The following is a 26,236-nucleotide window of genomic DNA, read 5'->3' as shown; positions in this document are numbered from 1 at the left end:
GAGCGAGCCTGCTCGCGATAGGGCCGGCCCTGCTGTCCTCAATCCCCCTTCGGCAACTCAATCACAAACCGCGTCCATCCGTTATCCGATTCGCAACGAATCTGCCCGCCATGGGCGCGGATGATTGACTGGGTGATCGCCAATCCCAACCCCGCATGTTCACTGCTGCCTTCCCGGCGCGCCGGGTCTGCCCGGTAGAAACGGTCAAACAGGCGCGGCAGCAAATCCTCGGAAATCCCGTCTCCACTGTTTTCAACGGTCAGGCTCAAGCCTGTCGATTGCTCGACAATCTTCACCCGCACCTCGCCGTTGGCGGGGGTAAACCGCAATGCATTGTCCAGCAAATTGGACAGCGCCCGGCGCAACATGCTGCGGTCGCCCTGCATGCTCGCGCTGCCGTCACGACTCAACTTCACCTGAGCGTCCTCGGCCAGCGGGGCAAAAAACTCCAGCAGCACATCCGCTTCCTCCGCCAGTTCCAGCGGTTCGCGCTTGGGCATCAGCAAACCGTGGTCGGCCTTGGCCAGGTACAACATGTCGTTGACCAATTGCGCCATCCATTGCAGTTCTTCGAGGTTGCTGTGCAGCGCTTCGCGGTAATCCTCGATGGGGCGAGGGCGGGTGAGGGTGACCTGGGTGTGGGTCAGCAGGTTCGAGAGCGGCGTGCGCAACTCATGGGCGATGTCGGCAGAGAAGGCCGAGAGTCGCTGAAACGAGTCATCGAGGCGTCCGAGCATGGCGTTGAAGCTGTGGGCCATTTCCGCGAGTTCCGGTGGCATGTTGGCTTCTGGCAGGCGGGCGTTGAGCGATTGTGCCGAAACGCCGCTGGCGACCGCACTCATGCGGCGCAACGGGCGCAAGCCACTGCGCGCCGCCCAGGCACCGAGCAGGGCGGTGGCCAGGGCCGAGAGGCCGACGGTCAGCCAGATCAGGTGCTGCATGCGCTGCAGAAAGTGCTGGTGATGAGTGATGTCCAGCAACAAGGTCAGTTGCGGTGAGTCGGGTTTGCCGGGATACAGCGGCGCGTTCAAAACCCGATAGTCGGTGCCATCGTCGCTCATCGTCGACAGGCCCGGTTGGCGCGGCAAGTTCTTGGGTAAGCGGTCCGAACTGTCGTACAACCGTTGGCCGTCACTGCCAATGATTCGCAGCGAAAGATCGGCTTGTCGGCTCAATTCATCGGCCAGTCTGATCTGGCTTTCGCTGGACTGAATGTCATCCAGCGCCCGGCGCAAGCCTATCAATTTCCCGTCCAGCAATTGCTGGTCCAGCTCGACAAAGTGCCCCTCGCTGGCGCGGCTGAATAACACCCCGGCGAACAACGACACCACCGCGGTGCAGGCGGCAAACAGCAGCGCCAGACGGCTGCTTAATGAAAGTCGACGCATCAAGCGAGGCGCTCTTCAAGGACGTAGCCCATGCCGCGCACGGTGTGAATCAACTTGTTCGGGAAGTCGTCGTCGATCTTCAGGCGCAAACGGCGGATTGCCACTTCGATGACGTTGGTGTCGCTGTCGAAATTCATGTCCCACACTTGAGACGCGATCAGCGACTTGGGCAGAACTTCGCCCTGACGCCGCAGGAGCATTTCCAGCAAGGCAAATTCCTTGGCGGTGAGGTCGATGCGTTGACCATTGCGCTCGACCCGGCGGCGGATCAGGTCCAGGCGCAAGTCGGCCAGTTGCAGGCTGGTTTCCTGAGGCGTGGCGCTGCCGCGACGCAGCAGGCTACGAACCCGGGCCAGCAATTCGGAGAAGGCGAACGGTTTGACCAGGTAGTCGTCGGCGCCCAGTTCGAGGCCGTGAACCCTGTCCTCCACTGCGTCTCGCGCTGTAAGAAACAGTACCGGCGTGTCCAGGCCAGCACCGCGCACCGCTTGCAGAATCTGCCAGCCATCGCGGCCGGGCAGCATCACATCAAGGATCAACAAGGCATAATCGCCGCTCAACGCCAGTTGCTGGCCGGTGGTGCCATCGGCCACCAGTTCGGTGGTGAAACCGGCCTCGGTCAAGCCTTGGCGCAGGTAGTGGCCGGTTTTCGGCTGGTCTTCGACAATCAACAGTTTCATGGGCGACTCGGGCAGTTGGAACAGGTGCGTTATACCGTGGGCGACGCCGATGCAGGCCAACCTGACAAAGTTGTAATCTGCCTGTCAGGTAGGTGGCAGTAGCTGCGGGTTAGAGTTTCCCACAAGCTGAACCTCATCTTGTTGGAGTACGACTATGTTTTTGCGAAATCGTCTGGTACTGGCCGCTTGCTTGCTGACACTGAGTGTAGGGCTAGAGGCCTCGCCGGCGCAGACCTACGACTTCGGCCAACCGGCCCCGGCCGCCCAGGCTACCCGTAGCGTTGAAGTGGTAATGGGCGATATGTCGTTCGATCCGAAAGCCATCGAGATCAAGGCTGGTGAGACCATTCACTTTGTACTGGTGAATAAAGGCCAATTGCTGCATGAATTCAACCTCGGCGATGCGGCGATGCATGCCAGTCATCAGCAGGAAATGCTCCAGATGCAGCAAAGCGGGATGCTGATGCCTACAGGCATGAAGGCCATGGACCACGGCTCCATGGCTGGAATGAGCCATTCTTCTGAAGGGCATGGGATGAAACACGATGACCCGAACAGTGTGCTGGTGGAGCCTGGCAAAACCGTCGAGCTGACCTGGACCTTCACCAAAGCCACCAACCTGGAATTTGCCTGCAATGTCCCTGGTCACTATCAGGCCGGTATGGTCGGCAAACTGACAGTCAGTCAGTAAGCACTCAAAGGCGGGAGCAAAGGCTGGTAGAATCCGCTGATTCTTCAGTCAGGTTTCCGCCATGCATCCCGCAGCCGAACATTCGCCGCTGGGCAAATCCAGCGAATACATCGCCACTTATACGCCGTCCTTGCTGTTCCCGATCCCGCGCACCGCGAAATGGGCCGAGTTGGGCCTGACGGCTGAAACCCTGCCGTACAAGGGTGTGGATTTCTGGAACTGCTTCGAACTGTCGTGGTTGTTGCCTTCGGGTAAGCCCGTAGTGGCGATTGGCGAATTCAGCATTCCGGCGGATTCGCCGAACATCATTGAGTCGAAGTCGTTCAAGCTGTACCTCAACTCGCTGAACCAGACAGCGTTTGCCGACACCGCAAGCCTTGAAGCGACGCTGGCGAAGGACCTCTCGGCCGCGGCTGGCAAACCGGTGGGCGTGCGGATTCGCAGCCTGAAAGAGGTTGAGGCAGAAGGCGTCGTGGCGTTGCCGGGTGTGTGCATCGATGACCTGGACATCAGCGTCAGCAACTATGAGCATCCGCGCCCGGAACTGCTGCGGTGCGATGAGTCGCAGATCGTTGAAGAGTGTGTGCACAGCCATTTGCTCAAATCCAACTGCCCGGTCACCAGCCAGCCGGATTGGGGCAGCGTGGCGGTGGAGTATCGCGGCGCGGCGCTGGATCATGCGAGTTTGCTGGAATACATCGTGAGCTTCCGTCAGCACTCGGACTTCCATGAGCAATGCGTGGAGCGGATTTTCCTCGACCTGCAACGGTTGCTGAAGCCAGAGAAACTGACGGTGTATGCGCGGTATGTGCGTCGCGGCGGGTTGGACATCAACCCGTATCGCAGCACCGAAGACGTGCAACTGCCGAACCATCGTCTGGTTCGTCAATGAAGATCTAATGTGGGAGCGAGCCTGCTCGCGATGAGTCCGGCACATTCAACATTGATGTTGACTGATACTCCGCCATCGCGAGCAGGCTCGCTCCCACAAGGGATTGCATTTCAAGTCGCAGAAATCAAAAAGCCCCGCTATCAATAGCGGGGCTTTTTTGCATCTGGCGGGTTCAGATCCCCATGTTGCCCAAGGTTTGCGCAATGTTTCGCAAGGTGCCGGCAATGACGGGGTGTTCAAGTTCGAAGCGTTCGACAGCCAGGTTAACGCCGTCGGCCAGGCTGGAGTCCTTGGTTTTGGTTTCGAGTTCTAGCTCAAGCTCGATCTGTTGCATCAGCGCGTGCAGGTTTTCGCGCTCGGCTTCGGACAGCGGTGGATTCTGTTCCAATTGCTCGCGCAGAGTATTGAGCTGTTCTTGCAGTTCGCGGGCAGACATGGCGTTCTTCCTTTTATCGATAGGCACTGGCATAGACCGCAGCAGCGCGCCAAAGGTCTATGGCTGACCTTTAGATTAATCCACTCCCGGGCAAACTGCATGATCTCGATCAGGGCTTCTCGCCCTTGACTCGACGCAGGCTGATATCGGCCAGGCAAGTGTCGAGTTCGCCCAGATGATCGATCACCGAATGCACGCCCAGGCCAAACAACTGCATCGTCGCCTTGCCGCGCAGGTGTTCCCGTTCCTTTTGACTCAAGGCCTGCCATTCGCTTGGAGCCAGCCCGCACAACGAGCCGCAGGACGCCAGGCCAATGGTCCACAACCCGGCATTCAGGCCCGATTGCAGCAGCCGCGGTTCGCCACTGACCAGCACGCAGCCGTCCAGACGTTCGACATTCAACGCCATCAAGGCTTGCCAGCAGGCATTCGGCGCGGGCCATGGATTAATTGTTGCCGGGTATTGCGAAGGTTTGATCCAGTCGGGGAGTGCGGCAGCCAAAGCGTGGCTGAGGGCAGGGGGGAGTTCGTCGAGCCAGGCGCAAGGGATTTGCTGGCGTTGCAAGCTGGACAGGCTATCCAAAGCGCCGAGCGTGACCTCGGCATGCTCGGCAGTCAATGTACCGGGTTGGCGGGTGCGTGCGCCGAAATCCACCAGACATCCGCTGAGGCCGAACAATACAGCGGTCAGGCGGGGAGCGATGAGTGGCGAGGCTTCAGTGCGTGGCATATCAACATCCTTGAAATAGCGACAAGGCTATTCGTGGACGGTGACAGTTGAGTGACATCGATATGAATGGCGCGCAGTCAAACGAATCATCTGTAGGCCATCGCGCACGGTGCTGCCTAAACAGGGTTTTCCGTCATATACTAGCGATCTTTGCGACTGGGCCAAGCGCCCGCGCCAGTACGAATCCAAGGAGTTTTCTATGCGCTGGAGCAATCATCTCGCTCAGCTTTGTATGTGTGCCAGTGTATTGCTGGTTCCGTTCGCGGCCCAGGCTGCCACGGAAGAAGACCCTTGGGAAAGCGTCAACCGCCCGATCTACAAGTTCAACGACTTTATCGACACCTACGCATTGAAGCCGTTGGCTCAAGGCTATCAATTCGTTACGCCGCAATTTCTGGAAGATGGCATCCACAACATGTTCCGCAACGTCGGCGACGTGACCAACCTCGCCAACGATGTATTGCAGGCCAAGCCCGCCGCGGCTGGTGTCGACACCGCGCGTTTGATCTTCAACACCACCTTCGGCCTGCTGGGCTTCTTCGACGTGGGCACCCGGATGGGCCTGCATCGCAATGATGAAGACTTCGGCCAGACCCTCGGCTACTGGGGCGTGGGCAGCGGCCCCTACGTGATGCTGCCGTTCCTGGGCCCAAGCACCTTGCGTGATACGCCTTCCAGGTATGTCGACGGCTATACCGGCCCGTACCCTTACATCAACGATATACCGGTGCGTAACTCGATCTTCGGCCTGAACATCGTCGACACCCGCGCCAGCCTGCTGTCGGCCGAGAAACTGATCACTGGCGACAAATACACCTTCATTCGCAATGCATACCTGCAAAACCGCGAATTCAAGGTCAAGGACGGCAAGGTCGAAGACGATTTTTAATCTCGACCAGTAAACCAGGAAGGCGGCCATTTTGGCCGCCTTCTTTCGTTTGGTCTGGGGATAAATCGGTGGTTATTTCATCTTCAGGATTGTAAGCCCGAGTTTCTGACTGCCACCGTCCTGTGCTTTCACCCACACTACCTCGGTGTCGGCCTCAAGGCCTTTGAGCGCCGCGTGATCGGAATCGATCCGCACGCTGAGCCGGTCACCGACATTGAATACACGGGGCGCTTCAACCTGCATGCCACTGCTGGAAAGGTCGATGCAGACGGCTGGTACCTCGTCGCCTTCATGAATCAGCGACACATCGGCATCGACTCGCATGCGGATGAAATCGCGCTTTTCGCTGTAGTCCCGATCAGTTTGGCTCATGGGCTCGATCCTTCCATTGGGTTACGGTTTTGCCTGTTCTTATAACTCTCGGTGATTTGACAAGTAAAGACGTCAAGCGACCATCGGCGTGAGCTTGAAACGCCTCGCGGATGGGAGTACCGTCTGCGCCTTAGAAGGGCACCTTTGGTGTACCTGTGAGTAGGGCAAACGCTCGAAAACGGTGCAGTCAGAGAGGCTAGAAAGCGAATCCAGTAGTGTGTGCAGGGCCGAATGCCCAGCCTGCTACGCCAACCTAATTCTGGCGCCGTTTGCCCACATGCCAAAAACCAGTGCCACGCTGCTGATAATCGATGATGACGAAGTAGTGCGCGCGAGCCTCGCGGCCTACTTGGAAGACAGTGGTTTCAGTGTCCTGCAGGCCAGCAATGGCCAGCAGGGTCTTCAGATATTCGAGCAAGACAAGCCCGACTTGGTCATCTGCGATCTGCGCATGCCGCAGATGGGCGGACTCGAACTCATTCGCCAGACCACCGAGCTGTCGCCGCAAACCCCGGTGATCGTGGTGTCGGGTGCGGGCGTGATGAACGACGCGGTCGAGGCCCTGCGCCTGGGCGCGGCGGACTACCTGATCAAGCCTCTCGAAGATCTGGCCGTGCTCGAGCACTCCGTGCGTCGGGCCCTGGATCGTGCGCGCCTGCTGCTGGAAAACCAGCGCTATCGCGAGAAGCTGGAAAAGGCCAACCGCCAGCTCGAAGCCAGCCTGAACCTGCTCCAGGAAGACCAGAACGCCGGTCGCCAGGTGCAGATGAACATGCTGCCGGTCAGCCCCTGGAGCATCAACGAGTTCCAGTTTGCGCACCAGATCATCCCGTCGCTGTACCTGTCGGGCGATTTCGTCGATTACTTTCGGGTCGATGAGCGTCGGGTAGCGTTTTACCTGGCGGACGTTTCCGGTCATGGCGCTTCTTCAGCCTTCGTCACCGTGTTGCTGAAGTTCATGACTACGCGCTTGCTGTTCGAATCCAAGCGCAACGGCACATTGCCGGAGTTCAAGCCTTCAGAGGTCCTTGGTCATATCAACCGGGGCCTGATCAGTTGTAAGCTGGGTAAACACGTCACAATGGTCGGTGGAGTCATCGACGAGGAGACCGGTTTGTTGACCTATAGCATCGGCGGTCATCTGCCGTTGCCTGTGTTGTACACGCCAGACAGTGTTCGTTACCTGGAAGGGCGCGGTTTGCCGGTGGGCCTCTTCAATGAAGCCACCTACGAAGACCACGTACTGGAATTGCCGCCAGTGTTCAGCTTGACGCTGATGTCTGATGGCATTTTGGACCTTTTGCCAGAACCCACACTCAAAGATAAAGAAGCTGCCTTGCCTCAACGGGTGAAGGCAGCGGGCGGCAGCCTGGATGGTCTGCGCCAGGTTTTTGGATTGGCCACGCTAGGGGAGATGCCGGATGATATCGCCCTGTTGGTGTTGAGCAGGAATCTTTAATGAGTACCGGTAGAATCCAGTTCGCCGAGCAGGACGGCACCTTCGTCCTGAAGTTCGTCGGTGAAGTTCGCCTGACCCTGTGTTCGGCGTTGGATGCGACTATTGAGCGGATCTTCACTGCGTTGAATTTCAACGCCATCGTGATCGACCTGACCGAAACCCGCAGCATCGACAGCACCACCCTGGGCCTGCTGGCCAAACTGTCGATCCTGTCGCGGCAAAAGGTCGGCTTGCTGCCGACCGTCGTCACCACCCACGAAGACATTACCCGTCTGCTGCAGTCCATGGGCTTCGAGCAGGTGTTCAACATCGTTGATCGCCCGATCCCATGCCCTGAATGCCTGACCGACCTGCCAGACCAGGATCAGTCCGAAGAAGTGGTACGCGTCAAAGTCCTCGAAGCGCACAAAATCCTCATGGGCCTGAACGACTCCAACCGTGAGGCGTTCCATGACCTGGTGAATGCGCTGGAGCGGCATTGATCCTTTGAAGTGATGGAGGGCTGCTCTGCCCCCGTCGCGAGCAGGCTCGCTTCCACACCAATCTCAGCCATACCATAAATCCTGTGGGAACGGGCTTGCCCGCGAAGGCGTCCGCCCACCCACCACGGCCACCAGCGCGAAGCCAACCCAATCCCCACTACCAAACGCGCACAAAAAAGGGCGAACCCGCTAAGGTTCGCCCTTTTTGACACTACAAACTAGATCACAGCTTGGCCTGCAACAACGCCTCAAGCTTCTCCTGATCCCGAGCAAACTGACGAATCCCCTCAGCCAGTTTCTCGGTGGCCATGGCATCTTCGTTGGACAACCAACGGAACTGTGCTTCATTCAAGCTCAGACGCGCTTCACCAGCATGCCCCGGCGCCAATTTGCGCTCCAGCTTGCCAGTATCCGCTGCCAGCTTCTCCAGCAGCTCCGGGCTAACGGTCAGACGATCACAACCGGCCAACTGCTCGATCTGATTCAGATTACGGAAGCTCGCGCCCATCACCACAGTCTTGTAGTCATTGGCTTTGTAGTAGTTGTAGATACGCGTCACCGACTGCACGCCCGGATCATCCGCGCCGGTGTAGTCGTTGCCGGTGGCTTTCTTGTACCAGTCGTAGATGCGGCCCACGAACGGCGAAATCAGAAACACTCCGGCATCGGCACATGCGGCCGCCTGAGCGAAGGAAAACAGCAGCGTCAGGTTGCACTGAATGCCTTCCTTTTCCAGCGTCTCGGCAGCGCGAATGCCTTCCCAGGTCGAAGCGATCTTGATCAGCACACGGTCACGGCCAACGCCTGCCTTGTCGTACAGGTCGATCAGACGGTGCGCACGCTTCAATACGGCGTCAGTGTCGAACGACAGGCGCGCATCCACTTCAGTGGAAATGCGACCGGGTACAACCTTCAGAATTTCTTGCCCTACCGCAACGCCAAAACGGTCGCTGGCCAGGCCCACATCGCCCTTGCAGTCGTGAACGCAAGCGTTCAGCAACTCGGCATAAGCGGGAATGGCCGCCGCTTTGAGCAGCAGGGAAGGGTTGGTGGTAGCGTCCACGGGTTTAACGCGAGCGATTGCTTCGAAGTCGCCGGTGTCGGCAACCACGGTAGTCATTTGTTTGAGTTGTTCCAGCTTGGAAGTCATGAGCGTGCTCTGTCCTATGGGTCTAATGACATTACCCGAGCGCTTGCAGCCACTCAAGGGCGCGTACGTGTATCGATGGCCCCAGCGGCACCATCCTGAAAACGGATGTTTGAAAGGCGGGGCGTGGTATCGGTAGATACGATGCTGAAATGGGGGACAGGTTCAACGCAGGTGACGGTTAGCGTGCTGGGCAGGCCTGGGCCATATCCTGATGCTTATCGATTCGACGGTTTACGGATTAAACCTTTGAACGCTCGGGCCGAACAAGTGACGGCCACGATTTCAAAGCTGCCATTTTCTAACGAGACAAACTGAACGCGGTCACCGGCGCGAAGCCCTAGTGAGGCGCGCAGCTCGGCTGGAAGGGGCCATCCGTCCTTTAGAGGTCAGCGTGGCCATTGCCATAGCGGCAGGCGAATCAACGCCCCTCCAACAACTCCGCCGCCTGATCCAGCAACGCCAACGGCTCTTTGGCCTTATGAATATCCACCGACAACAACTGACGAAACTTCCGCGCCCCCGGAAACCCGGTGCCCAGCCCCAACACATGCCGAGTGATGTGATGCATGGCCCCACCCGCCAGCAAATGCTCGGCGATATAAGGCCGCAACTGCGCCAGCGCCTCGGCCCGGCTGATCACCGGCGCTGTGCTGCCGAACAGCTGCTGATCCACCTCAGCCATCACATAAGGGTTGTGATAGGCCTCACGGCCCAGCATTACGCCATCGAACGTCTGCAGATGCTCGTGACAAGCCTCCAGCGTCTTGATCCCGCCGTTGAGAATAATCTCCAACTCCGGAAAATCCGCCTTCAACCTCGCCGCCACGTCATAGCGCAGAGGCGGAATGTCGCGGTTCTCCTTCGGCGACAACCCCTCCAGAATCGCAATCCGCGCATGCACCGTAAAACTCGTGCACCCGGCATCCCGAACCGTGCCGACGAAATCACACAACTGCTCGTAACTGTCCCGCCCATTAATCCCGATCCGATGCTTCACCGTCACCGGAATCGACACCGCATCGCGCATCGCCTTCACACAATCAGCCACCAACTGCGGATGCCCCATCAGGCACGCGCCGATCATATTGTTCTGCACCCGATCACTCGGGCAGCCGACATTCAGATTCACCTCGTCGTAACCGTGCTCCTGGGCCATGCGTGCGCAGGCGGCCAGGTCCAGCGGGACACTGCCGCCGAGTTGCAACGCGAGCGGGTGTTCGGCTTCGTTGTGACGCAGGAAGCGGTCGTGATCGCCGTTGAGGAGCGCGCCGGTGGTGACCATTTCGGTGTAGAGGAGGGCGTGTTTGGAGAGCAGGCGTAGGAAGAAGCGGCAGTGACGGTCGGTCCAATCCATCATCGGGGCGACGGAGAAGCGGCGGGAGAGCGGAGCGGGTGTGGCAGTGATTGGGGGCATTGGCGTTTCTGGAATGGGTGAGGCTGGGAGGTGGGGAGTTTATCAGGAATGGGCTTGCGGGGCTCAGGCGAGTCTGGCTGAGGTAGTTGAGAGAGTGAGCACAGGAACGGGAGGGATTGAGCGACTTGGCACGAGACCGGCTAACTGTGTGTCCCGATTTTTCTTTCCATTCCTCTTTCCCTGTATGGCTAAATAGCCTTGGATCTTTGTGTCGTTGGTACAGGCGCCAAAGCGAAGGGACTTGCAACGAGGAGCCGTCGATATACGGACACCCCCTGTAAGTTAATACATGGTGTCCGCGTAATTACTTAGTTAGATCAGTACTAAGTAGCAGCTAAATTTTGAAGGTGTGCGGCGAGCTCCAATTAATGCCATTGACGTTTGATTTCCTGCCACTGGTCGTCTGATAGCCACTTATCTGCCGCCGGAAAGAAAATATTTTCCTCAGCGTCCATATGGTCGTAATATTTTTTGATGAAGTCATCGATAGTGTCAGCAATTACTCTCGTTTCCTGGGTTGTGTCCTCCAACATCTTCAGCTGTCCAGCAATGCGCCCAAATGCCTGATGATCTCGCTCGATATCCTTGACCCGTTGGTGGATCGGCGCCTCAGTCTCTAGCAAAGCCAGCCGAATAAGTTCTTCATTTTCATGGTGGTGTCGTTCTGCATCACCATGCAAGGCTTCCAGCATCTTGAACAACAGCTTGCAGTCATCAGCCCCATCGGATTCATGTCTCATCTTTCTCAGCAACTCTTTGATCTGAGTAATTTTCATAGCCACTTCATGGTGATAGGCCTGAAGCTCTTTCAACAAGACGTTCATATCAAATCCTCGTCACGACACCAAACCATCCCAGAAAAAAGCCAGCAACCTCCAAGGGTGCCTGCACCTTTAAATTTCAATATTTTCAATGCCTTGCCAAACGCACTCGTCAGCACTATTTAACTTTTTTAGTATAGGCGAGCACAAAGCGCTCACCTCAGGAGATTTTCCGCCCTTGGAAGAAATTGAAATATCAAGTGTATGTTTATATGCACTATTTGATCTGCCGGATATCCGCCAGCGAAAACGGAAGGAAAAAGCAGTACCCAAATCGACGCGATTCATACTTGGATGATCGCACAGAGGCAACCTGTACCTGAGGGATCGGCTATCGCCAAGGCGTTGGATTACAGCCTAAAGCGCTGGATAGTGCTGACGCGCTATCCAGATGATGGTGCTGTGTCCATCGACAACAACTGGGTGGAAAATCAAATTCGGAGAAAAGGGGTCCCCTTCTACCTGCAGCACCATGCCTTCGCCATTTTTCGAGAGGATTTATCTTATCTTTTTTTGCATTCTTCAAGCTCGTTTTGGTTTTTTAATGTCGTAGTCATGCCTAACCGATATTTGCAGTACTGGATGACCAACTGTCGCTCCGTGTCACTTAGCTCACTCAACTTTTTGTCATCTGATTCGTACGCAAAAATATTTTCAAACTTAATCTGAAATGTCGGGACTTTCTTGATGAAAAATACTTTTTCCGGGTAGGCGTCTTCCATCCTTTCGTAAAAACCGATGTAGAGGAGGGCGACGAGTATGGTCGGAACAATGATAAGTAGCGATTTCATGATGAAGGTGGTCGTAACAGTTTGGTTTTAATTCGAAGGTTTCTCACCAGCTCCATTCCAATGTTGCCAGGACAAATCTTTCCTTCGCCGGCTTGCATGGGGAATTCCCGGTGTCCACCCAAAGTCGTCACCCTGAAAACGCTGGTCAGGGCTTGAATTAAGTTCAGTAGGGTGTCGAGTTGTATAGCTGGGATTTTCTGGTCCATATTGCCGTTGATGGCTTCAAGAGCCTGGCGGGCAAGGGCAACCACATCGCCGACTTCATCGGCGGTTGTCAAATTTTCTAGCAAAACGATGCCAATTACGCCCGTGTTGTAATTATGTACGCTTGAGCCTTTGAACCGGATGTCGCGTCCTTCGAATACTTTACCCGTACAGTCGATGCCGTAGTGATAACCGATGTCATCAAACTTCGCCTGATGCTCACTCTGAATCGCACGCATTTGTCCGGCACCGGCACCACAACCTACACTTCTACCAGCATGGTGAAGTGCGATCATCGAGTAGTCCCAGTCATCGACCATTTCGCCTTTTGCTTTATGCGCTCCCCAAGATGATCGTTCTATAAACTCACCATTTTTGCGGACGAGTCTGAGGATCGCTTCTCTGGTAGCAGCTCTATCGTTGACAGTGATGGTAGTGGGAACTGCTGGTTCTTTGGGTTTGACTTCGGTTGCTTTTGCTTCAGTAGTAAATTGTTCAGCCATGTTTGATCAATCCGTGAGTTCGCTAAGCGTCCGAGCTGGAGAGGTAAAGTCAATGCTCACAGAAATAGGGGTATCTTTGATGGGGGTTTTGACGTGCGCTATTCCTGCGTTATCTGTAGTACCAATGATCTTTTCACCATTAACGGTGGCAGTGAAACTTCTTCCGGCTAAAGGTTGACCGGTTTCGCTGTCAACGATGCTGAAGGTGTGTCCGTAGGTTTTTTGCAGTAAAAGCGGGAGTGGGGGTGTGAAAGGTGCTGGTGTATGCGAATCACCGATGATCACCGTACCCGAGCCACCAATCACGACGTCGCCATGGGTACCGACAGTGCCGACCAGTGCAGCATTCTTGCCATTGATGAGCACCGTAGCTGACACGGCCGAGGCTAAATTGCTGCCGCAGGTGCAGGTATCGCCTTTAGTCGCGGCTGCAAGCCCGTCGAAGAATACATCGGGAGATCCAGATACGATGGCTTTTGGGCCGTGCCCGGGCATGGGACAACTGGTGGGGTCGGTGATACGTGCGGCTGGCTTTGCCATGTTTGACTTCCTGTCAACGAATTTACCGGGGACGACTGTATCAGACTTGCTTTGAAAGGTGACTCACGGCTATGCACTCGCATTTGGAGTGGTGTTCTGTGGCGCGAGGGGCTTACGCCTCCCCACGCCGATGTGCAGCATTGATTACTTGGATGGCTCGACGTTATCCAGCGCCTGGTTCACCGCCAGCTCACCCAGCATGACGACTTGGGCGATGCCCAGCAGGGTTTTGCGGTGTGTCCCCTCCAGCAGCGCTGCAAAATCACTGAGCATAACCGTAGCCGATCCCAGTGACTCGCAGGCGTTGGCCAGCAGGGATTCGGTGTTGTATGCCGGGTTGGCTAGGAACATGCGCTCGGGTTCGTTGGTCGTCGCCATGATTTGAGCGGCCGGTTTGAGATGGTAGTCGAGGGCTCGTTCGGCGGCTTCGTTGAGTTTTTTGGAATCAAGTGATTCGTAGGGGGATGCCGGGTCTGTGATCGGCGGATTGGGTGTTGGTTTGAACATAGATAAAACTCCTCATGCCGTAAATAAAGGAGCCATCCAACCTCGCTACCAAACGAAGGTGGCGGCCATGCGCAGGTTGGTAGACCGGGACATGAGGAAGCCGGCGCACCCGAAGGTGCCCTGTGCATGACCACCATAAAGCCGAGACGAAAAACGCCGCGAATGGTGATGCTGTGCAAATCTCATGTACGGGCTACCAAACCCGATCGCTGTTTTTCAGCGACGGGAAAACGATAAAGCCCAGACCTTAAGCGCACAAGCCGGCGGATTCTGGCGCACTCGTAGGCGACGACGCAAGGCGTTGTAGCCTTTGTGACGTAACCGCGAGTGTCTTTAAACACCCATTTAAACGAGCGGGTTTCTTCGAAGAAAACAAGGAAATATCTGACAGCTTTTTATGGTTAGCCGTCGTGAATGTGGCGTTCATGTACCGAATGAGCTGCACCAGCTGAACCAACGCTGTCGCTCAACAATGTTTCATCAACTTCGTCAGGCTCGCAGCATAGGATGCTCACCTAAGATCGTGTCACCACGCTTCCACCCCACAGGAAACTGAAAAATGATCTCGAACCTCTTCAAAGTCGTGATGATCTCCAGTGCCGTGCTCCTGAGCGCCTGTTCGGGCATGAGCACCAGCACGTGTTTTTCAGAAGCCTGCCAACAGTTCGATGGCCATGGCGCCAACAAGGTGAACTTTGGCGGGAGCGCCATCGGCAACAGCTTCAATCAATACAGCTCAGGCTTGCTGCACGACTAAGGAGTTACGCAACGGCTGAAATGCTTCCGCCGTTGCGTGACTTGCCTGACGAATCGCGAGTTCTGATTTTGCGGCCGCTGCACAGCCGGACGCAGGCTTCGCCAACTGCTACATGGAATGAATAGCAGCGGGCTATTTCGCCTCTGGCACCGCGATCCACTGACCCAGAATTTTCTGGTAATTCCCCGTCACCTTGGCCAGGTGCAGCCACTGATCGACGTACAACTTCCAACTAATATCATCACGCGGCAACAGATAAGCCTTCTCCCCATATTGCATGTATTGCGTGGGATTAACCGCGCACAAACCCGGTTTGAGTTTCTGCTGGTACAGCGCTTCCGACGCATCGGTAATCATCACGTCAGCCTTCTTGTCCAGTAGCTCCTGGAAGATGGTCACGTTGTCGTGCAGTTGCAATTGCGCCTTAGGCAGGAAGGCGTGGACGAAGGCTTCGTTGGTGCCGCCGGCCGGTTCGACCAGGCGAACCGAAGGTTGGTTGATTTGTTCGATGCTCTGGTATTGCGTCTGGTTTTCGCAGCGCACCAGTGGGATTTTGCCGTCAACGTCCAGCGTGGTGCTGAAGAAGGCTTTTTTCTGGCGTTCCAGCGTGACGGAGATGCCGCCGACGCCGATGTCGCATTTGCCCGCGAGCATGTCGGGCATCAGGGTTTTCCAGGTGGTCTGGACCCATTCAACCTTCACGCCCAGGCTGTCGGCCAGTGAGCGTGCCATGGCAATGTCGATGCCCGAGTATTCGCCGTCCTCGGCTTTGTAGGTATAGGGTTTGTAGTCGCCTGTCGTACAAACCCGCAGTTGGCCTTGTTGCAGGACGGTGTCCAGGTGCGAAGGGCTTTCCTGTGCCTGAACGCCGTTGGCTAGCGCGAGCAGGCCGCAGAGCATCATTGTGCTTTTTATGGTTTTCATTGTTGTCGGGCTTTTGTGATGGAGTAGGGGCAAGGCGGGATCAGTGTAGTGAAACCGCTTCTTGGCTGTCAGCAATGAGCTCAGTCAATCGAGGCCTGGTGCAGGCGCAAGGCGTTAAACACCACTGAGACAGAGCTGACGCTCATGGCCAGTGCAGCCACCGTCGCCGGCCATTGCCACACGGTGCCCGCGTTCCTGCAATGCGGCGGCCAAGCGTTCCTTGTCCAGTGGTTTGACTTCGCCGTGGACTTCTTCGATGCCCAGTTGGCGGGCGACGGTGCGGGCGGTGGTGAGGCCGTCTCCGGTCGCCATAATCACCCGCACGCCATCGGCCTGCAGGCGTTCGACGGCGGGCCGGGTGGTGGGTTTGATCGGGTCGGCGAGGGCGAGTAGCCCTGCGAGCACGCCATCCACGGCCAGGTACATGATGATGGTTCCGTCGCTGCGCAGGTTCTCGATCGCCGCTGCATCCCGGAAGAGCACGCCGCTGCTGGCAGCCTTGCCGGTGGCGACCATCACCGACATCGGTGTGGCCAGGCCGAGGGCGCAGGGGCAGGCGATGATCAGCACGGCCACCGCATTGATGAGGCCGAACACCCAGCTCGGTTGCGGCCCCCACAGCCCCCAGCCGACAAAGGTCAGAACGGCGATGGCGATCACTACCATGACGAAGTAGCCGGCAATCACGTCTGCCAGCCGTTGCATCGGTGCCTTGGAGCGCTGAGCCTGGACCACCATCTGCACAATTTGCGCGAGCACGGTCGCTGAACCCACTTTCTGCGCCTGCATCACCAGGCTGCCGTGGGTATTGAGGGTGGCGCCGATCAGGCCGTCGCCTGGGCGTTTCATAACGGGCACCGGCTCGCCTGTGAGCATGGCCTCGTCCACCGCGCTTTCGCCCTGCAGCACCACGCCGTCGACCGGGACCTTCTCGCCGGGGCGCACGCGCAAGGTGTCGCCGCTGTGCACATGGCTCAGGGCAATGTCCGCTTCGCTGCCATCGGCGTTGATCCTGCGCGCGGTCTTGGGCGCCAGACCGAGCAGCGATTTGATCGCGGCCGAGGTTTGCGAGCGCGCCTTGAGTTCGAGCATTTGTCCGAGCAGTGTCAAGGAGATGATCACGGCCGCCGCTTCGTAGTACACGCCAACCCGGCCGTCCATCATGAAGGTGGCCGGAAACAGGCCGGGTGCCAGCGTAGCGGCAAGGCTGTAGAGGAAGGCTGCGGCGGTACCGAGGCCGATCAGCGTCCACATGTTGGGGCTGCGCTGGATGATCGAGCGCACGCCGCGCATATAGAACGGCCAGCCGGCCCACAGCACGACAGGCGCGGCGAGCACCAGTTCGACCCCGTTCTGTGTAGCGCCGTGAAACAGGCTCAAGGCATGACCACCCATGGCCAGCGCGGTGACGGCCAGGGTCAGCGGCAAGGTCCACCAGAAGCGCCGGGAAAAGTCGGCGAGTTCAGGATTGCTTGCTCCAGTTCGGGCAACACCGGTTCCAGGGGCATGCCGCACTTGGGGCATGTACCCGGGCCGCGATGGCGGATTTCCGGGTGCATGGGGCAGGCGTACTCTTTTTCGGTCGCCGCCGACTCCATTGCCTGCTGCGTCTGGGCAGGTGATTTGAGGTCATCCAGATGTTCGTTATGGCGATGCATGGGTCAGTGCCTGCCGCCGTGGTGATGCCCGAACAGGTGCATCAGCGGACACAGCAATAGAATCAGGTAGGGCAGAATCGGGTAGAGGTGGCCGTAATGCTCGCGGGCCAGGTAAAACAGACCGATCACCAGCAGCATGCCCAGCGCGATGCCGGGTTTGCTGCGCCAGAAGGAGGGGGTTGGAGGCGTCGAGGGAGATGAGTGGTTCATGTGGCACGCTCCGTTCTGACGAAAATGCCCTGAGGGTTTCGTCCTGCCAAACCGGCCAGTGCGAACCTCAGCGACGAGTGAGATTTATTGGCTCATCGGCATCTTCATCATTCTGGATTGCTGATCCATCATTTTCATCATCATGTCCATCATCGCCTTACCTTGGCCATCCTTGCCGCCGTACATGCCTTTGCCCATCCCCATGCCTGCGCAATTGTCGTGCATCATGCCAATGCCATTCCTCATCGTGGTCATGGCTTCCTGCATCGCGGCCTGGCGTTCGGCCGGGGTTTTGGCGGCGATCATTTTGTCGTGGGCTGCCTGCATTTTCTTCATCTGTTCGCTCATGGCGTTGTTTTGCGCGGGCGTGGGCGTGGTTTGGGTTGAGTCGTCCGTGGGGGTGGCGGGCGCCGTTTCGGGGTATTCGGTGGCCAGCACCAGCAATGGGCTGCTGATGAGCAGAGCGGCGACGAGGGATTTGATGTAGATGTGCATGGCGATCTCCACAGCGTTAGGGTGGATCGGCAGCGTCGGATGGCTGCGAACCAACGTATGTCGTGTTCCCGTTAGAGGGAGTGATCTTGAACGTACGCCACGGTCTGAGGGCGTTGTTGATCCATATCAAACGACGCCCACAGAGGCTTATTGTGCGGCGCAGGATAGAGCCAGCGGGCCACAGAGCATCATTATGCTTTTTAGGGTTTTCATTGTTGTCGGGCTTTTATGACGGAGTGGGGTTCAAGCGGGAGTCAGTGTGGTGAAAGCGCTTCTCGAGAATGCGTGATACGTGCCAGGCAAAGCCCGACACGTATCCCTTCACATTAGTTGTTTATCCACAAGCCACGGACTTCGAACTCTTAAGATGAGCTTCAATCGAGTTGCTGGCAGAGTGGACTCTTACTCCCTTGAGTTTATCGAGTGGCGGGTCTTTCCAAAGTTTTGATGCGTCGATGGGAAGAATGACCTGTATAGCAGCCCCTTGGGGCGGATCAGCAACAAAATCGAAGTCTTGAATGCCGTCTGGCGGGAACTGAATGTAAATCCGCGGCTCCAGTCTCGGGTTTGTCCATCCACCAGAATTCACCAGGCCAATTGCCGATATGTGTAGCTGCGGTGGGTTTGATTTAAGTATTTTTAAGTCGACATCCACCACTTTCATTACGTCAGCCATTTTCGAACTCCTTTCGATAATTGCGCCGCTTTTTTCACCTTGGCGCTTGGGTGTTGAACCCTTTGGCTTAAAATCTGGTGGTTAGACGCTAGTAAAGGCCCCTCACCCTGTCCACTGACTGCCCTGGCCGGTCATCGGATGTTTTCATTTCCCTACAGTGCGCCCATCTCCGGACTCAACGTCCCCAACCAAGCCACCAACCCCACAATCAACACCGCCGCCGCCAATTCCACCACCACGCTGCGGCGCAATGCATTCGCCGCCTCCCGATGCTGGCCGTCCCGCAACGACCGCTCCAAAAACGGCCCAAGGTGAAACCGGTTCAACGCGGCAAGCACGAGCATCCCGGCAAACAGCGCCACTTTGATGAACAGCAAAACTCCATAAGTACTGAGAAAAACTTCATCCAGTTTCGGCCCGACGATCAACAGATAATTCACCACCCCCGTCACCGTGATGACCACCACGATGACCGCGCCAATCACCTCAAATCGATTCACCGCGCGAACCAACAACCTGATGCGCGCTTCGGTTTGCAGAGCATTGATTTTCGCCATCAACGCAAACGCCACCAACGCTCCAACCCATGCCCCCGCCGCGAGCAGGTGCAGAATATCCACCACGAAATGCCAATAACGACGGCTGCCTTCATCCATCGCCCCATGCCCACTCCAGGCCAGGCTGGCGAGGGCCACACCACCGGCAAAAGCGGTGACCAACAAGCTGAAACCAGGCGCACGGAGCATCACTGCTAAACCAGCGACGACCAGCGCCACGATGCGAACCACCCAGGCCAGCCCGACGTCCGTTTCAAGCACCATCATTTCGATGTGCGGACGCAGCTCGGCGAAGTCCGATTCCCCGCTCATGGCGCTCACCATCATCACCATGCTGGCGACGGACAGCAGCGCACCCAGCGCCGCCGTCCCCGCCAACATCGACCTGAACGGCAACACCGCTCCCGACATCCGTTCCTGCCCTTTAAGGCTGTACAAGCCAAAAAGCGCCACCCCAAACAACAGCATCAAATCCACATACAACGCAAAGCGCAGGGCAATGCTGACCGAGTCGCTCATCAATCACTTCACTTTGAACGTAACGTTGCCGGTGATCGGGTGAGTGTCCGAAGACACGGCGCGCCATTCGACTTTGTAGCTGCCGGTGGGCAGCGGCGAGAGCGGGGTGATGAGCATGGTTTTCGGGTCGCTGCCGCCGGAGACTTTGGCCTTCATCGGCATGGGCGAGTGGGCCATACCAGGCATTTCGGTCATGACCAGTTTGGCGCCGGAGAATTGGGTCATGAGGTTTTCGGAGAAGCGCAGTTCGATGCTGCTCGGTGCTGCGCCGTCCGCGCCTTCGGCCGGGGTGGAGGAGAGCAGTTTCGGATGGGCTTGAGCCAGTGCGCTCATGAGCAGCCCGGTGGAAAGTGCGATGGCAACAGCGGTGGTTTTGATTGTGCGCATGCAAGGCCTCTTACCGCTTTAAGCGGTTGGTTTTTAGGTTTTTGAATTGAAGCGTTTAGAACCACAGCCGAACGCCGAGGACGAGGCGGGCTTCGCTGCGGTCCTCGCCTTCGTCCCTGGCGTAGTCGGCGGTTTTGCCGTAGGTGCGGTTCCAGGTCACGCCGACGTAGGGCGCGAATTCCCGGCGAATTTCATAACGCAATCGCAGGCCGGCTTCGGTGTTGGACAGTCCGGAGCCGATGCCCCGTTGCGGGTCGTTTTTGCCGTAGACGTTGAGTTCGGCGGTCGGCTGCAAAATCAGCCGGTTGGTGAGCAGGATGTCGTAGTCGCCTTCCAGCCGTGCGGCGGTCTGGCCACCTTCGCCGATGAAGGCGGTGGCCTCGGTTTCGAAGTTGTACAGCGCCATGCCTTGCAGGCCGAATGCGGCCCAGGTTTGCGGATCGCCGGGTTTGAAATCCTGGCGAACGCCGGTCACCACGTCCCACCATGGGCTGATCGCGTGACCCCACAGGGCCTGGACTTGCGCGTCTTCGGTTTTGCCATTGACGCGTTCGCCTTCGGAGCGCAGCCACAGGCGATCGATGTCGCCACCGATCCAGCCGGACAGATCCCACGCCAGGGCGCTGCCGTTGTCAGCGTCCTGCCATTCGAGTTTGTCGGCGAGGAAGTAATAGTTGAGCGCACTGTCGTGCATGTCATGGCCGGCGGGGCTGACGTACACGGCGGCGCGGTCGGCGTCGGTCAGCGCCGGGATCGGCGTGCGGCTTTGGGTCGGTGCGGCGGGCTGCATTTGCCCGTAATCCTCGCTCTGCATCTGGCTGTGATCCATGCCCGGCATCTGGCTATGGTCCATGCCCTGCATGTCGTCGGTAGCGGCCATGGCCGAAGAGAGCGTGAAGCCAGTGAGTGCCAAAGCGAGGCGGGTAGAACGTATCTGTCTGGTCATGGGTAGCGCCTCATTCTTCCACGCGAACTTCACGGAACATGCCCATTTCCATGTGGTACAGGAGATGGCAGTGATAGGCCCAGCGGCCGAGCGCGTCGGCGGTGACCCGATAGCTGCGCTTTGATCCCGGCGGCATGTCGATGGTGTGTTTGCGCACCATGAACTGGCCGTTCTCGTCTTCGAGGTCGCTCCACATGCCGTGCAAATGAATGGGGTGAGTCATCATCGTGTCGTTGACCAGCACCACCCGGATTCGCTCGCCGTATTTGAGGCGTACCGGTTCGGCGTCAGAGAATTTCACGCCATTGAACGACCAGGCGAACTTCTCCATGTGGCCGGTGAGGTGCAGTTCGATGGTGCGGCCGGGCTCTCGGCCGTCCGGGTCTTCGAAGGTGCTGCGCAGGTCGGCGTAGGTCAGCACGCGACGGCCGTTGTCGCGCAAGCCAAGGCCCGGGTCGTCGAGTTTCGGCGAGGTGCTCATGGCTTGCATGTCCACCAGCGGGTTGTCTTTTTCCGTGTCTGGATGGGATTGCATGCCGGCCATGCTGCTGTGATCCATCCCGGCCATGTTGTCCATGCCCTGGATGTCACCGCCGTCCATGCCTGTCATGCCTTGCGTGGCACTGTGATCCATCCCCGCCATGTCGCCGCCCATGCTGCCATGATCCATCCCGCCCATGCCCATGTCATCCATGGTCACCAGCGGTCGCGGATCCAGCGGTGGCACCGGCGCCGACAACCCGGCCTTCACCGCAAGGGTGCCGCGCGCAAACCCTGTCCGATCCATCGACTGGGCGAACAGGGTGTAGGCGTCCTGGGTCGGCTCGACGATAACATCGAACGTCTCCGCCACCGCGACACGGAATTCGTCGACGCTCACCGGTTTGACGTGTTGGCCATCCGCCGCGACCACGGTCATTTTCAGGCCGGGGATGCGCACGTCGAAGTAGGTCATCGACGAGCCGTTGATGAACCGCAGTCGCAGCTTTTCGCCGGGGCGGAATACGCCCGTCCAGTTCATGTTCGGCGCCTGGCCGTTCATCAAGTAGGTGTAAGTGGCGCCGCTGACGTCAGCCAGATCGGTGGGGTTCATTTTCATCTCGGCCCACATCTTGCGATCGGCAACCGTCGAGCCCCAGCCTTTCTCGCTGACATCGTGGATGAAGTCGCCCACGGTGCGCTTGTGGTAGTTGTAGTAGTCCGATTGCTTCTTGAGTTTGCTCATCAGGCCGACGGCGTCTTCGTCGGTCCAGTCGGTGAGCATCACTACATAGTCACGGTCGTACTGGAACGGCTCCGGTTCCCTGGCATCGATCACCAATGGCCCGTAAACCCCGGACTGTTCCTGAAAGCCCGAATGGCTGTGGTACCAGTAAGTGCCGTTCTGCCGGACCTTGAACTGATAGACGTACATGCCGTCCGGCTCGATGCCGTGAAAGCTCAGGCCCGGCACGCCGTCCATGTTGGCGGGCAGCAAAATGCCGTGCCAGTGAATGGAGGTGGTGTCCTTGAGTTTGTTCTTCACCCGCAGCGTGACGGTGTCGCCCTCACGCCAACGCAGCAGGGGGCCGGGAATGCCGCCGTTGATGGTCATCGCGGTGCGAGGGTTGCCGGTGAGGTTGACCGGGGTTTCGCCGATGAACAGCTCGAACTCGGTACCGGCCATAACATTGGGTTCGCCGGGGCTGGTGACCGCCCAGACCGGCGTGCGCCACAGCCCGAGGCCCGCCAGGGCTCCACCCGCGGCCAGGCCTTTGACGAAGGTGCGTCTTGAGGTGTTGGAATGCATGCCGTTTCGTTCCCGTCCGTCAACCTGATGAAGCCCTCACGTCCATCCTGAACGGAGGGAAGAGCACTTGATGAGGGGCAGGCTAACGAGCGGCGCCTTTCAGCAGACTGAGGCCAGGATTACATTTCTGACAGTTTCACTCTGTGTTCAATAACTTCCAGTCGGTTTGGCCGAGTCCGCCACGGTAGCGTTACCGCAGTTGATATACGAAGAAGACTTCAACCAACGCTGATCCGGATAGTAAGAAAACAACAACTGCCCATCCTTCATCGAGTCGATCAGCTGATGGGCAATCGCAGGCCTCACCGCCGGACAGCCCAAGCTTCTACCGATGCGCCCATTCGCCCGTGCCAGGTCGGGACTGACATACGGCGCGCCATGAATGACGATCGCCCGCTCCAGAGCGTTGTCGTTGAAACCCGGCTCCAGGCCTTCCATGCGCAACGAATAACCGTTGTGCCCGACATAGCTGGATTGGGTGCGATACAAGCCGAGGCTGGTGGCGTAGCTGGCATTCTGGTTGGAGAACTGGCGGGCCATGTTTTCGCCGCTGTTGCGTCCGTGGGCGACCAGTTCATGGAACAACAATTTGCGTTGTTTAAGGTCGAACACCCAAAGGCGTTGCGCAGTCGAGGGCAGGGAATAATCGATCACTGCTAGTCTTTGAATCGGGGTCGTACCCTGGGCCAGGCTGCATTGGGAGGCGCGTACGGCCAAGGCAATCACTTTGGCGTTAGCGTCCGGGGCCGCTTTGACCAGCGCGGCTTCAAGCGAATCGGCGTAGGCTGCTGGTAGTGTAAAAGCGGTCAGCAACAGGGCCGTCATTAAAAAGCCGAAGCGGTCCGGGGCCATATGCAGGTCTCATCATAATTATTTCGAGTCTAGCAGCGCGCACGACGCTGGCAGGTTGAAAACGGGAGATTAAGGATTATCCATGGGGCAGTTAACAAGGTTATTCGTCATAAGCCGCATCTTTTTTATGGGCTTTCTGATGAGCGGCGCGGCTATCGCACAAACTTCGCCGATTGCGCCGGCATCTCCCGTTGGCACCGTGGCTCAAGCCGCATCCGGTGATTATGTCGGCCAAGCGATTGAGGCGGCGCTGGCGCCATTGAGTTCGGCATTTCCGCCATTGCTCACGTCGCCGGGCCATCAGCGGGTCGATATCAACCGCGCGGTGATGGATTTTTATAGCCATCGTAGCTATCGCGCCGCCTGGACGGACGATGACGATGTCGTCCAATTGTTGAAAAGTCTGAGCGGCACCGAGGTGGATGGCCTGAACCCTGCGGATTTTCGAATTGCCGAACTGGTCACGGCCAGAAACTCGATGCAGAAAACCGCGCCCACCCCCGGGCAACGGGCAGCCTTTGATATCGCGGCGACCCAGACTTTCGTCACGGCGCTGCTGCAATTGCGGCGCGGCAAGGTCGACCCTTCGCGGCTGGACATCCATTGGAATTTCGACCCGGTCGGCATCGACCCTCGGGAGGACGTCAACAAATTCTTCGCCGCCCTCGACAGCCATGAGGTCGCGCGCGCGTTCGCCCAGGCGCCGCCACAAGAAGCGATTTATGGCACGTTGCGACAGGGCCTGGCGCAACTGCGCAGGGTTCGCGACAGTGGCGGCTGGCCGAAGATTGCCGAAGGGCAGACGCTCAGGCCCGGCATGGACGATGCCTCGGTCGCGCAGTTGCGGGTCCGTCTGGCGGCGGGTGGTTATCTCGCCTCGCCAATGACGGCTCGCACCGACTACGACGACGCCGTCACCGCGGCGGTGAAAAAGTATCAGGCCGAGCAATACCTTGGGGCGGATGGCGTGGCGGGGCCAGCGACACTCGCGGCGCTGAATGTGCCGGTCGAGGCGCGCATCGATCAGGTGCGGGTCAACATGGAACGGGCGCGGTGGCTGCTGTACAAACTTCAAGGCACCTTTGTCATTGTCGACATCGCCGGGTACAAGGTTGCGTTCTATCGCGATGGCAAGCCGATATGGCGCTCCCGGGTGCAGGTCGGTAAGCCGTTTCGCAGCACGCCAATTTTTCAATCCGAGATCACTTACGTCACGTTCAACCCGACGTGGACTGTGCCGCCGACGATTCTCGTCAAGGACATGCTGCCCAAGATTCGCAACAATCCCGGTTACCTTGATGCAAACCGGATTCGCGTGATCGATCGAGACGGCAACGTGCTCAATCCGGCGACCGTCGATTGGGCCAACCCGCGCGGCCTTACGCTGCGTCAGGATGCGGGGACGGACGGCTCGCTGGGCCAAGTGGCGATTCGCTTTCCCAATGAATATTCCATTTATCTGCACGACACGCCGCATCGCGAGTTGTTTGCGCAATCACGTCGCGCCACGAGTTCTGGCTGCATTCGGGTAGAGAACCCGCTGCAGCTAGTGGAGCTGTTGTTCAACGATCCGGTGCACTGGAACAGCGCAGGGATTCAGGCGCAGTTGGCGAACGGCAAGACCGAGAACATCAGGCTCCCCGTGAAAGTGCCGGTGCTGTTGGCCTACTGGACGGTGGACCTGAGTCTTGATGGACGGGTGACGTTCAAGCCTGATGTGTATGGGTACGACAACCCGGTATTGCGGGCGTTGAACCTGCCTTCGGAACGGCCCGCCCTGGACGGGAGGCGAACGGCGCCTCCCTCGATGGCGGTGGGGCAGAGCAAGCTGTAGACCCTTAGAGATCCAGCCCCTTTTGAACTACTGAGAGCAGATTGAGCTCCGTCAGCGCTACCGCATCCGGTTGTTGTATGGATTGCTCGATCGCCTGTAGCCACCACTGGGTCTTGCCGTGTTCGGTCACGGTTCGCAATAGGTGGGCGAGTTCCTTGTCTGCCGAGCATATTTCGATCCGCCCGGCACCGTCGACGGTGAAGCGGGCGACGGGATCGAAGATGATGCTGTGGTGGTTGCCTTCGATCAGCAGTTGGTCGATGGCGTAATCGTAACTCGCCTCGTCCGGCGCCTTCTCATGCACGTGAGTGGAATTGCGTCGCAGCTTCAGGCCCACTTCGATCAATGGCTGCAGCCAGGCTTCGATCTGGTGATACAGCTCGTAGACCTGGGCGGGCCAGCTGTCGATGGCCTGATCGGCGATGGTCGCGTCGGCACTGGTTGGCCGGGACTGTTTCAGCTTCGCGGCAAGTTCGTCTGCTTTACTCATTTCGATTTCCTGTCGTGATGTCAGTTAATCGTAGCTCCTTCAAGGTAACGCGGTTTTGCCTTGCGTCATGCGATTGGAACACCCGCGAAGAAATGGGCGTCTTTTCGAGGAGGGCGCCTATTTTTCGATTGCTATTAAATCGCTCAAAGGCATAACGTCGCGACCATTTATCCCCCGACCCCTCCGTTTATCC

At 57.9% G+C, this 26,236-nt stretch carries 29 protein-coding genes and 2 pseudogenes; 8 read left to right on the top strand and 23 right to left on the bottom strand.

All coding sequences use genetic code 11. From position 1 onward, the window contains the following. Nucleotides 1-38: 38 nt before the first annotated feature. Both KGB14_RS05525 and KGB14_RS05520 read right to left on the bottom strand, forming a co-directional pair. Complete coding sequence (locus KGB14_RS05525; protein WP_223484466.1) at nucleotides 39-1,388, bottom strand: heavy metal sensor histidine kinase; 1,350 nt, start codon at nucleotides 1,386-1,388, stop codon at nucleotides 39-41. Continuing rightward, nucleotides 1,388-2,068: a heavy metal response regulator transcription factor gene (locus KGB14_RS05520; RefSeq protein WP_223484465.1), complete on the bottom strand. Its 681-nt coding sequence runs from the start codon at nucleotides 2,066-2,068 to the stop codon at nucleotides 1,388-1,390. Before KGB14_RS05520 ends, KGB14_RS05525 begins: the two co-directional genes overlap by 1 nt. Before the next feature lie 154 nt (nucleotides 2,069-2,222). Between KGB14_RS05520 and KGB14_RS05515 the strand changes: the two genes are divergently transcribed. Both KGB14_RS05515 and queF read left to right on the top strand, forming a co-directional pair. Further along, a complete protein-coding gene (locus KGB14_RS05515; protein ID WP_223484464.1) occupies nucleotides 2,223-2,759 on the top strand; it encodes a plastocyanin/azurin family copper-binding protein in 537 nt (178 codons plus the stop codon). Nucleotides 2,760-2,820: 61 nt separating this feature from the next. After that, the gene (gene queF / locus KGB14_RS05510) at nucleotides 2,821-3,651 is read left to right on the top strand and encodes an NADPH-dependent 7-cyano-7-deazaguanine reductase QueF (protein ID WP_223484463.1); all 831 of its coding nucleotides are present in this window, start codon (nucleotides 2,821-2,823) and stop codon (nucleotides 3,649-3,651) included. Between the two features lie 172 nt (nucleotides 3,652-3,823). Here queF and KGB14_RS05505 read toward each other — a convergent pair whose 3' ends face one another. Further along, the gene (locus KGB14_RS05505; protein WP_223484462.1) at nucleotides 3,824-4,087 is read right to left on the bottom strand and encodes a DUF4404 family protein; all 264 of its coding nucleotides are present in this window, start codon (nucleotides 4,085-4,087) and stop codon (nucleotides 3,824-3,826) included. A 109-nt stretch (nucleotides 4,088-4,196) separates the two neighbouring features. Then, the gene (locus KGB14_RS05500; RefSeq protein WP_223484461.1) at nucleotides 4,197-4,817 is read right to left on the bottom strand and encodes an HAD family phosphatase; all 621 of its coding nucleotides are present in this window, start codon (nucleotides 4,815-4,817) and stop codon (nucleotides 4,197-4,199) included. A gap of 199 nt (nucleotides 4,818-5,016) precedes the next feature. Here KGB14_RS05500 and KGB14_RS05495 point away from each other — a divergent pair, with 199 nt between their 5' ends. Further along, entirely contained in the window at nucleotides 5,017-5,706 is a 690-nt protein-coding gene (locus KGB14_RS05495) for a VacJ family lipoprotein (protein WP_223484460.1), read from the top strand. 72 nt (nucleotides 5,707-5,778) lie between these two features. Here the strand turns inward: KGB14_RS05495 and KGB14_RS05490 are convergent, their stop codons facing one another. Further along, complete coding sequence (locus KGB14_RS05490; protein ID WP_223484459.1) at nucleotides 5,779-6,078, bottom strand: PilZ domain-containing protein; 300 nt, start codon at nucleotides 6,076-6,078, stop codon at nucleotides 5,779-5,781. A gap of 277 nt (nucleotides 6,079-6,355) precedes the next feature. Between KGB14_RS05490 and rssB the strand changes: the two genes are divergently transcribed. Continuing rightward, entirely contained in the window at nucleotides 6,356-7,537 is a 1,182-nt protein-coding gene (rssB, locus tag KGB14_RS05485; RefSeq protein ID WP_223484458.1) for a two-component system response regulator RssB, read from the top strand. Further along, a complete protein-coding gene (gene rssC, locus KGB14_RS05480; protein WP_007897104.1) occupies nucleotides 7,537-8,019 on the top strand; it encodes an anti-sigma factor antagonist RssC in 483 nt (160 codons plus the stop codon). The genes rssB and rssC overlap by 1 nt, the downstream gene beginning before the upstream one ends. 223 nt (nucleotides 8,020-8,242) lie before the next feature. Here rssC and tal read toward each other — a convergent pair whose 3' ends face one another. From tal to KGB14_RS05465, 4 genes are all read right to left on the bottom strand, one after another. After that, on the bottom strand, nucleotides 8,243-9,169 hold the full coding sequence (gene tal, locus KGB14_RS05475; protein ID WP_223484457.1) for a transaldolase: 927 nt from the start codon (nucleotides 9,167-9,169) through the stop codon (nucleotides 8,243-8,245). A gap of 215 nt (nucleotides 9,170-9,384) precedes the next feature. Further along, nucleotides 9,385-9,522: a hypothetical protein gene (locus KGB14_RS28640; RefSeq protein WP_411740775.1), complete on the bottom strand. Its 138-nt coding sequence runs from the start codon at nucleotides 9,520-9,522 to the stop codon at nucleotides 9,385-9,387. Nucleotides 9,523-9,587: 65 nt separating this feature from the next. After that, nucleotides 9,588-10,583 carry a tRNA dihydrouridine(20/20a) synthase DusA gene (gene dusA, locus KGB14_RS05470; protein ID WP_223484456.1) on the bottom strand — a complete coding sequence of 332 codons (996 nt, stop codon included), beginning with the start codon at nucleotides 10,581-10,583 and terminating at the stop codon, nucleotides 9,588-9,590. A 365-nt stretch (nucleotides 10,584-10,948) separates the two neighbouring features. Beyond that, nucleotides 10,949-11,407, bottom strand: a complete 459-nt coding sequence (locus KGB14_RS05465; protein WP_223484455.1) for a hemerythrin domain-containing protein — start codon at nucleotides 11,405-11,407, stop codon at nucleotides 10,949-10,951. Between the two features lie 235 nt (nucleotides 11,408-11,642). Between KGB14_RS05465 and KGB14_RS05460 the strand changes: the two are divergent. After that, nucleotides 11,643-11,845, top strand: a pseudogene (locus KGB14_RS05460) (IS66 family transposase); the annotation flags it as partial. 346 nt (nucleotides 11,846-12,191) lie between these two features. Here the strand turns inward: KGB14_RS05460 and KGB14_RS05455 are convergent. From KGB14_RS05455 to KGB14_RS05445, 3 genes are all read right to left on the bottom strand, one after another. Continuing rightward, nucleotides 12,192-12,902: a peptidoglycan recognition family protein gene (locus KGB14_RS05455; protein WP_223484454.1), complete on the bottom strand. Its 711-nt coding sequence runs from the start codon at nucleotides 12,900-12,902 to the stop codon at nucleotides 12,192-12,194. A gap of 6 nt (nucleotides 12,903-12,908) precedes the next feature. Then, nucleotides 12,909-13,442, bottom strand: coding sequence for a PAAR domain-containing protein (locus KGB14_RS05450; RefSeq protein WP_223484453.1), 534 nt, complete (start codon nucleotides 13,440-13,442; stop codon nucleotides 12,909-12,911). A 144-nt stretch (nucleotides 13,443-13,586) separates the two neighbouring features. Next, nucleotides 13,587-13,949, bottom strand: a complete 363-nt coding sequence (locus KGB14_RS05445) for a DUF6124 family protein (protein ID WP_008076011.1) — start codon at nucleotides 13,947-13,949, stop codon at nucleotides 13,587-13,589. Nucleotides 13,950-14,508: 559 nt separating this feature from the next. Here KGB14_RS05445 and KGB14_RS05440 point away from each other — a divergent pair. Beyond that, a complete protein-coding gene (locus KGB14_RS05440; RefSeq protein ID WP_223484452.1) occupies nucleotides 14,509-14,706 on the top strand; it encodes a hypothetical protein in 198 nt (65 codons plus the stop codon). 132 nt (nucleotides 14,707-14,838) lie between these two features. Here KGB14_RS05440 and KGB14_RS05435 read toward each other — a convergent pair whose 3' ends face one another. From KGB14_RS05435 to KGB14_RS05390, 10 genes and pseudogenes are all read right to left on the bottom strand, one after another. Continuing rightward, complete coding sequence (locus tag KGB14_RS05435) at nucleotides 14,839-15,630, bottom strand: transporter substrate-binding domain-containing protein (RefSeq protein ID WP_223484451.1); 792 nt, start codon at nucleotides 15,628-15,630, stop codon at nucleotides 14,839-14,841. A 159-nt stretch (nucleotides 15,631-15,789) separates the two neighbouring features. Continuing rightward, nucleotides 15,790-17,288 (bottom strand): annotated as a pseudogene (locus tag KGB14_RS05430) (HAD-IC family P-type ATPase); the annotation flags it as partial. A 3-nt stretch (nucleotides 17,289-17,291) separates the two neighbouring features. Continuing rightward, the gene (locus KGB14_RS05425; protein WP_223484450.1) at nucleotides 17,292-17,498 is read right to left on the bottom strand and encodes a DUF2933 domain-containing protein; all 207 of its coding nucleotides are present in this window, start codon (nucleotides 17,496-17,498) and stop codon (nucleotides 17,292-17,294) included. Nucleotides 17,499-17,582: 84 nt separating this feature from the next. Continuing rightward, a complete protein-coding gene (locus tag KGB14_RS05420) occupies nucleotides 17,583-17,993 on the bottom strand; it encodes a hypothetical protein (RefSeq protein ID WP_223484449.1) in 411 nt (136 codons plus the stop codon). Nucleotides 17,994-18,327: 334 nt separating this feature from the next. Continuing rightward, complete coding sequence (locus KGB14_RS05415) at nucleotides 18,328-18,669, bottom strand: hypothetical protein (protein ID WP_223484448.1); 342 nt, start codon at nucleotides 18,667-18,669, stop codon at nucleotides 18,328-18,330. Nucleotides 18,670-18,821: 152 nt separating this feature from the next. Next, nucleotides 18,822-19,745 (bottom strand): copper homeostasis membrane protein CopD, encoded by a 924-nt coding sequence (copD, locus tag KGB14_RS05410; RefSeq protein WP_223484447.1) that lies wholly within the window; start codon nucleotides 19,743-19,745, stop codon nucleotides 18,822-18,824. A 3-nt stretch (nucleotides 19,746-19,748) separates the two neighbouring features. Next, the gene (gene copC, locus KGB14_RS05405; RefSeq protein ID WP_223484446.1) at nucleotides 19,749-20,132 is read right to left on the bottom strand and encodes a copper homeostasis periplasmic binding protein CopC; all 384 of its coding nucleotides are present in this window, start codon (nucleotides 20,130-20,132) and stop codon (nucleotides 19,749-19,751) included. A 55-nt stretch (nucleotides 20,133-20,187) separates the two neighbouring features. After that, nucleotides 20,188-21,078 (bottom strand): copper resistance protein B, encoded by an 891-nt coding sequence (locus KGB14_RS05400; RefSeq protein ID WP_223484445.1) that lies wholly within the window; start codon nucleotides 21,076-21,078, stop codon nucleotides 20,188-20,190. 10 nt (nucleotides 21,079-21,088) lie between these two features. Beyond that, complete coding sequence (locus tag KGB14_RS05395) at nucleotides 21,089-22,867, bottom strand: copper resistance system multicopper oxidase (RefSeq protein ID WP_223484444.1); 1,779 nt, start codon at nucleotides 22,865-22,867, stop codon at nucleotides 21,089-21,091. A 147-nt stretch (nucleotides 22,868-23,014) separates the two neighbouring features. Beyond that, complete coding sequence (locus KGB14_RS05390) at nucleotides 23,015-23,719, bottom strand: murein L,D-transpeptidase catalytic domain family protein (protein WP_223484443.1); 705 nt, start codon at nucleotides 23,717-23,719, stop codon at nucleotides 23,015-23,017. An 82-nt stretch (nucleotides 23,720-23,801) separates the two neighbouring features. Between KGB14_RS05390 and KGB14_RS05385 the strand changes: the two genes are divergently transcribed. Continuing rightward, a complete protein-coding gene (locus KGB14_RS05385) occupies nucleotides 23,802-25,553 on the top strand; it encodes a murein L,D-transpeptidase (RefSeq protein WP_223484442.1) in 1,752 nt (583 codons plus the stop codon). A gap of 4 nt (nucleotides 25,554-25,557) precedes the next feature. Here the strand turns inward: KGB14_RS05385 and KGB14_RS05380 are convergent, their stop codons facing one another. Continuing rightward, nucleotides 25,558-26,043 carry a hypothetical protein gene (locus KGB14_RS05380; protein WP_223484441.1) on the bottom strand — a complete coding sequence of 162 codons (486 nt, stop codon included), beginning with the start codon at nucleotides 26,041-26,043 and terminating at the stop codon, nucleotides 25,558-25,560. Nucleotides 26,044-26,236: the final 193 nt, after the last annotated feature.

The organism is Pseudomonas sp. A-RE-19, assembly GCF_019956555.1.
Classification (GTDB): Bacteria; Pseudomonadota; Gammaproteobacteria; order Pseudomonadales; family Pseudomonadaceae; genus Aquipseudomonas.
Note: the sequence above shows the minus strand (reverse complement) of the source record. Positions and strands in the feature narration are given on the sequence as shown.

Bases quoted from the DNA above. Each gene is read 5' to 3' on its own strand.
- KGB14_RS05525 (WP_223484466.1), bottom strand. From the start codon at position 1,388: ATGCGTCGACTTTCATTAAGCAGCCGTCTGGCGCTGCTGTTTGCCGCC.
- KGB14_RS05520 (WP_223484465.1), bottom strand. From the start codon at position 2,068: ATGAAACTGTTGATTGTCGAAGACCAGCCGAAAACCGGCCACTACCTG.
- KGB14_RS05515 (WP_223484464.1), top strand. From the start codon at position 2,223: ATGTTTTTGCGAAATCGTCTGGTACTGGCCGCTTGCTTGCTGACACTG.
- queF (WP_223484463.1), top strand. From the start codon at position 2,821: ATGCATCCCGCAGCCGAACATTCGCCGCTGGGCAAATCCAGCGAATAC.
- KGB14_RS05505 (WP_223484462.1), bottom strand. From the start codon at position 4,087: ATGTCTGCCCGCGAACTGCAAGAACAGCTCAATACTCTGCGCGAGCAA.
- KGB14_RS05500 (WP_223484461.1), bottom strand. From the start codon at position 4,817: ATGCCACGCACTGAAGCCTCGCCACTCATCGCTCCCCGCCTGACCGCT.
- KGB14_RS05495 (WP_223484460.1), top strand. From the start codon at position 5,017: ATGCGCTGGAGCAATCATCTCGCTCAGCTTTGTATGTGTGCCAGTGTA.
- KGB14_RS05490 (WP_223484459.1), bottom strand. From the start codon at position 6,078: ATGAGCCAAACTGATCGGGACTACAGCGAAAAGCGCGATTTCATCCGC.
- rssB (WP_223484458.1), top strand. From the start codon at position 6,356: ATGCCAAAAACCAGTGCCACGCTGCTGATAATCGATGATGACGAAGTA.
- rssC (WP_007897104.1), top strand. From the start codon at position 7,537: ATGAGTACCGGTAGAATCCAGTTCGCCGAGCAGGACGGCACCTTCGTC.
- tal (WP_223484457.1), bottom strand. From the start codon at position 9,169: ATGACTTCCAAGCTGGAACAACTCAAACAAATGACTACCGTGGTTGCC.
- dusA (WP_223484456.1), bottom strand. From the start codon at position 10,583: ATGCCCCCAATCACTGCCACACCCGCTCCGCTCTCCCGCCGCTTCTCC.
- KGB14_RS05465 (WP_223484455.1), bottom strand. From the start codon at position 11,407: ATGAACGTCTTGTTGAAAGAGCTTCAGGCCTATCACCATGAAGTGGCT.
- KGB14_RS05455 (WP_223484454.1), bottom strand. From the start codon at position 12,902: ATGGCTGAACAATTTACTACTGAAGCAAAAGCAACCGAAGTCAAACCC.
- KGB14_RS05450 (WP_223484453.1), bottom strand. From the start codon at position 13,442: ATGGCAAAGCCAGCCGCACGTATCACCGACCCCACCAGTTGTCCCATG.
- KGB14_RS05445 (WP_008076011.1), bottom strand. From the start codon at position 13,949: ATGTTCAAACCAACACCCAATCCGCCGATCACAGACCCGGCATCCCCC.
- KGB14_RS05440 (WP_223484452.1), top strand. From the start codon at position 14,509: ATGATCTCGAACCTCTTCAAAGTCGTGATGATCTCCAGTGCCGTGCTC.
- KGB14_RS05435 (WP_223484451.1), bottom strand. From the start codon at position 15,630: ATGAAAACCATAAAAAGCACAATGATGCTCTGCGGCCTGCTCGCGCTA.
- KGB14_RS05425 (WP_223484450.1), bottom strand. From the start codon at position 17,498: ATGAACCACTCATCTCCCTCGACGCCTCCAACCCCCTCCTTCTGGCGC.
- KGB14_RS05420 (WP_223484449.1), bottom strand. From the start codon at position 17,993: ATGCACATCTACATCAAATCCCTCGTCGCCGCTCTGCTCATCAGCAGC.
- KGB14_RS05415 (WP_223484448.1), bottom strand. From the start codon at position 18,669: ATGGCTGACGTAATGAAAGTGGTGGATGTCGACTTAAAAATACTTAAA.
- copD (WP_223484447.1), bottom strand. From the start codon at position 19,745: ATGAGCGACTCGGTCAGCATTGCCCTGCGCTTTGCGTTGTATGTGGAT.
- copC (WP_223484446.1), bottom strand. From the start codon at position 20,132: ATGCGCACAATCAAAACCACCGCTGTTGCCATCGCACTTTCCACCGGG.
- KGB14_RS05400 (WP_223484445.1), bottom strand. From the start codon at position 21,078: ATGACCAGACAGATACGTTCTACCCGCCTCGCTTTGGCACTCACTGGC.
- KGB14_RS05395 (WP_223484444.1), bottom strand. From the start codon at position 22,867: ATGCATTCCAACACCTCAAGACGCACCTTCGTCAAAGGCCTGGCCGCG.
- KGB14_RS05390 (WP_223484443.1), bottom strand. From the start codon at position 23,719: ATGGCCCCGGACCGCTTCGGCTTTTTAATGACGGCCCTGTTGCTGACC.
- KGB14_RS05385 (WP_223484442.1), top strand. From the start codon at position 23,802: ATGGGGCAGTTAACAAGGTTATTCGTCATAAGCCGCATCTTTTTTATG.
- KGB14_RS05380 (WP_223484441.1), bottom strand. From the start codon at position 26,043: ATGAGTAAAGCAGACGAACTTGCCGCGAAGCTGAAACAGTCCCGGCCA.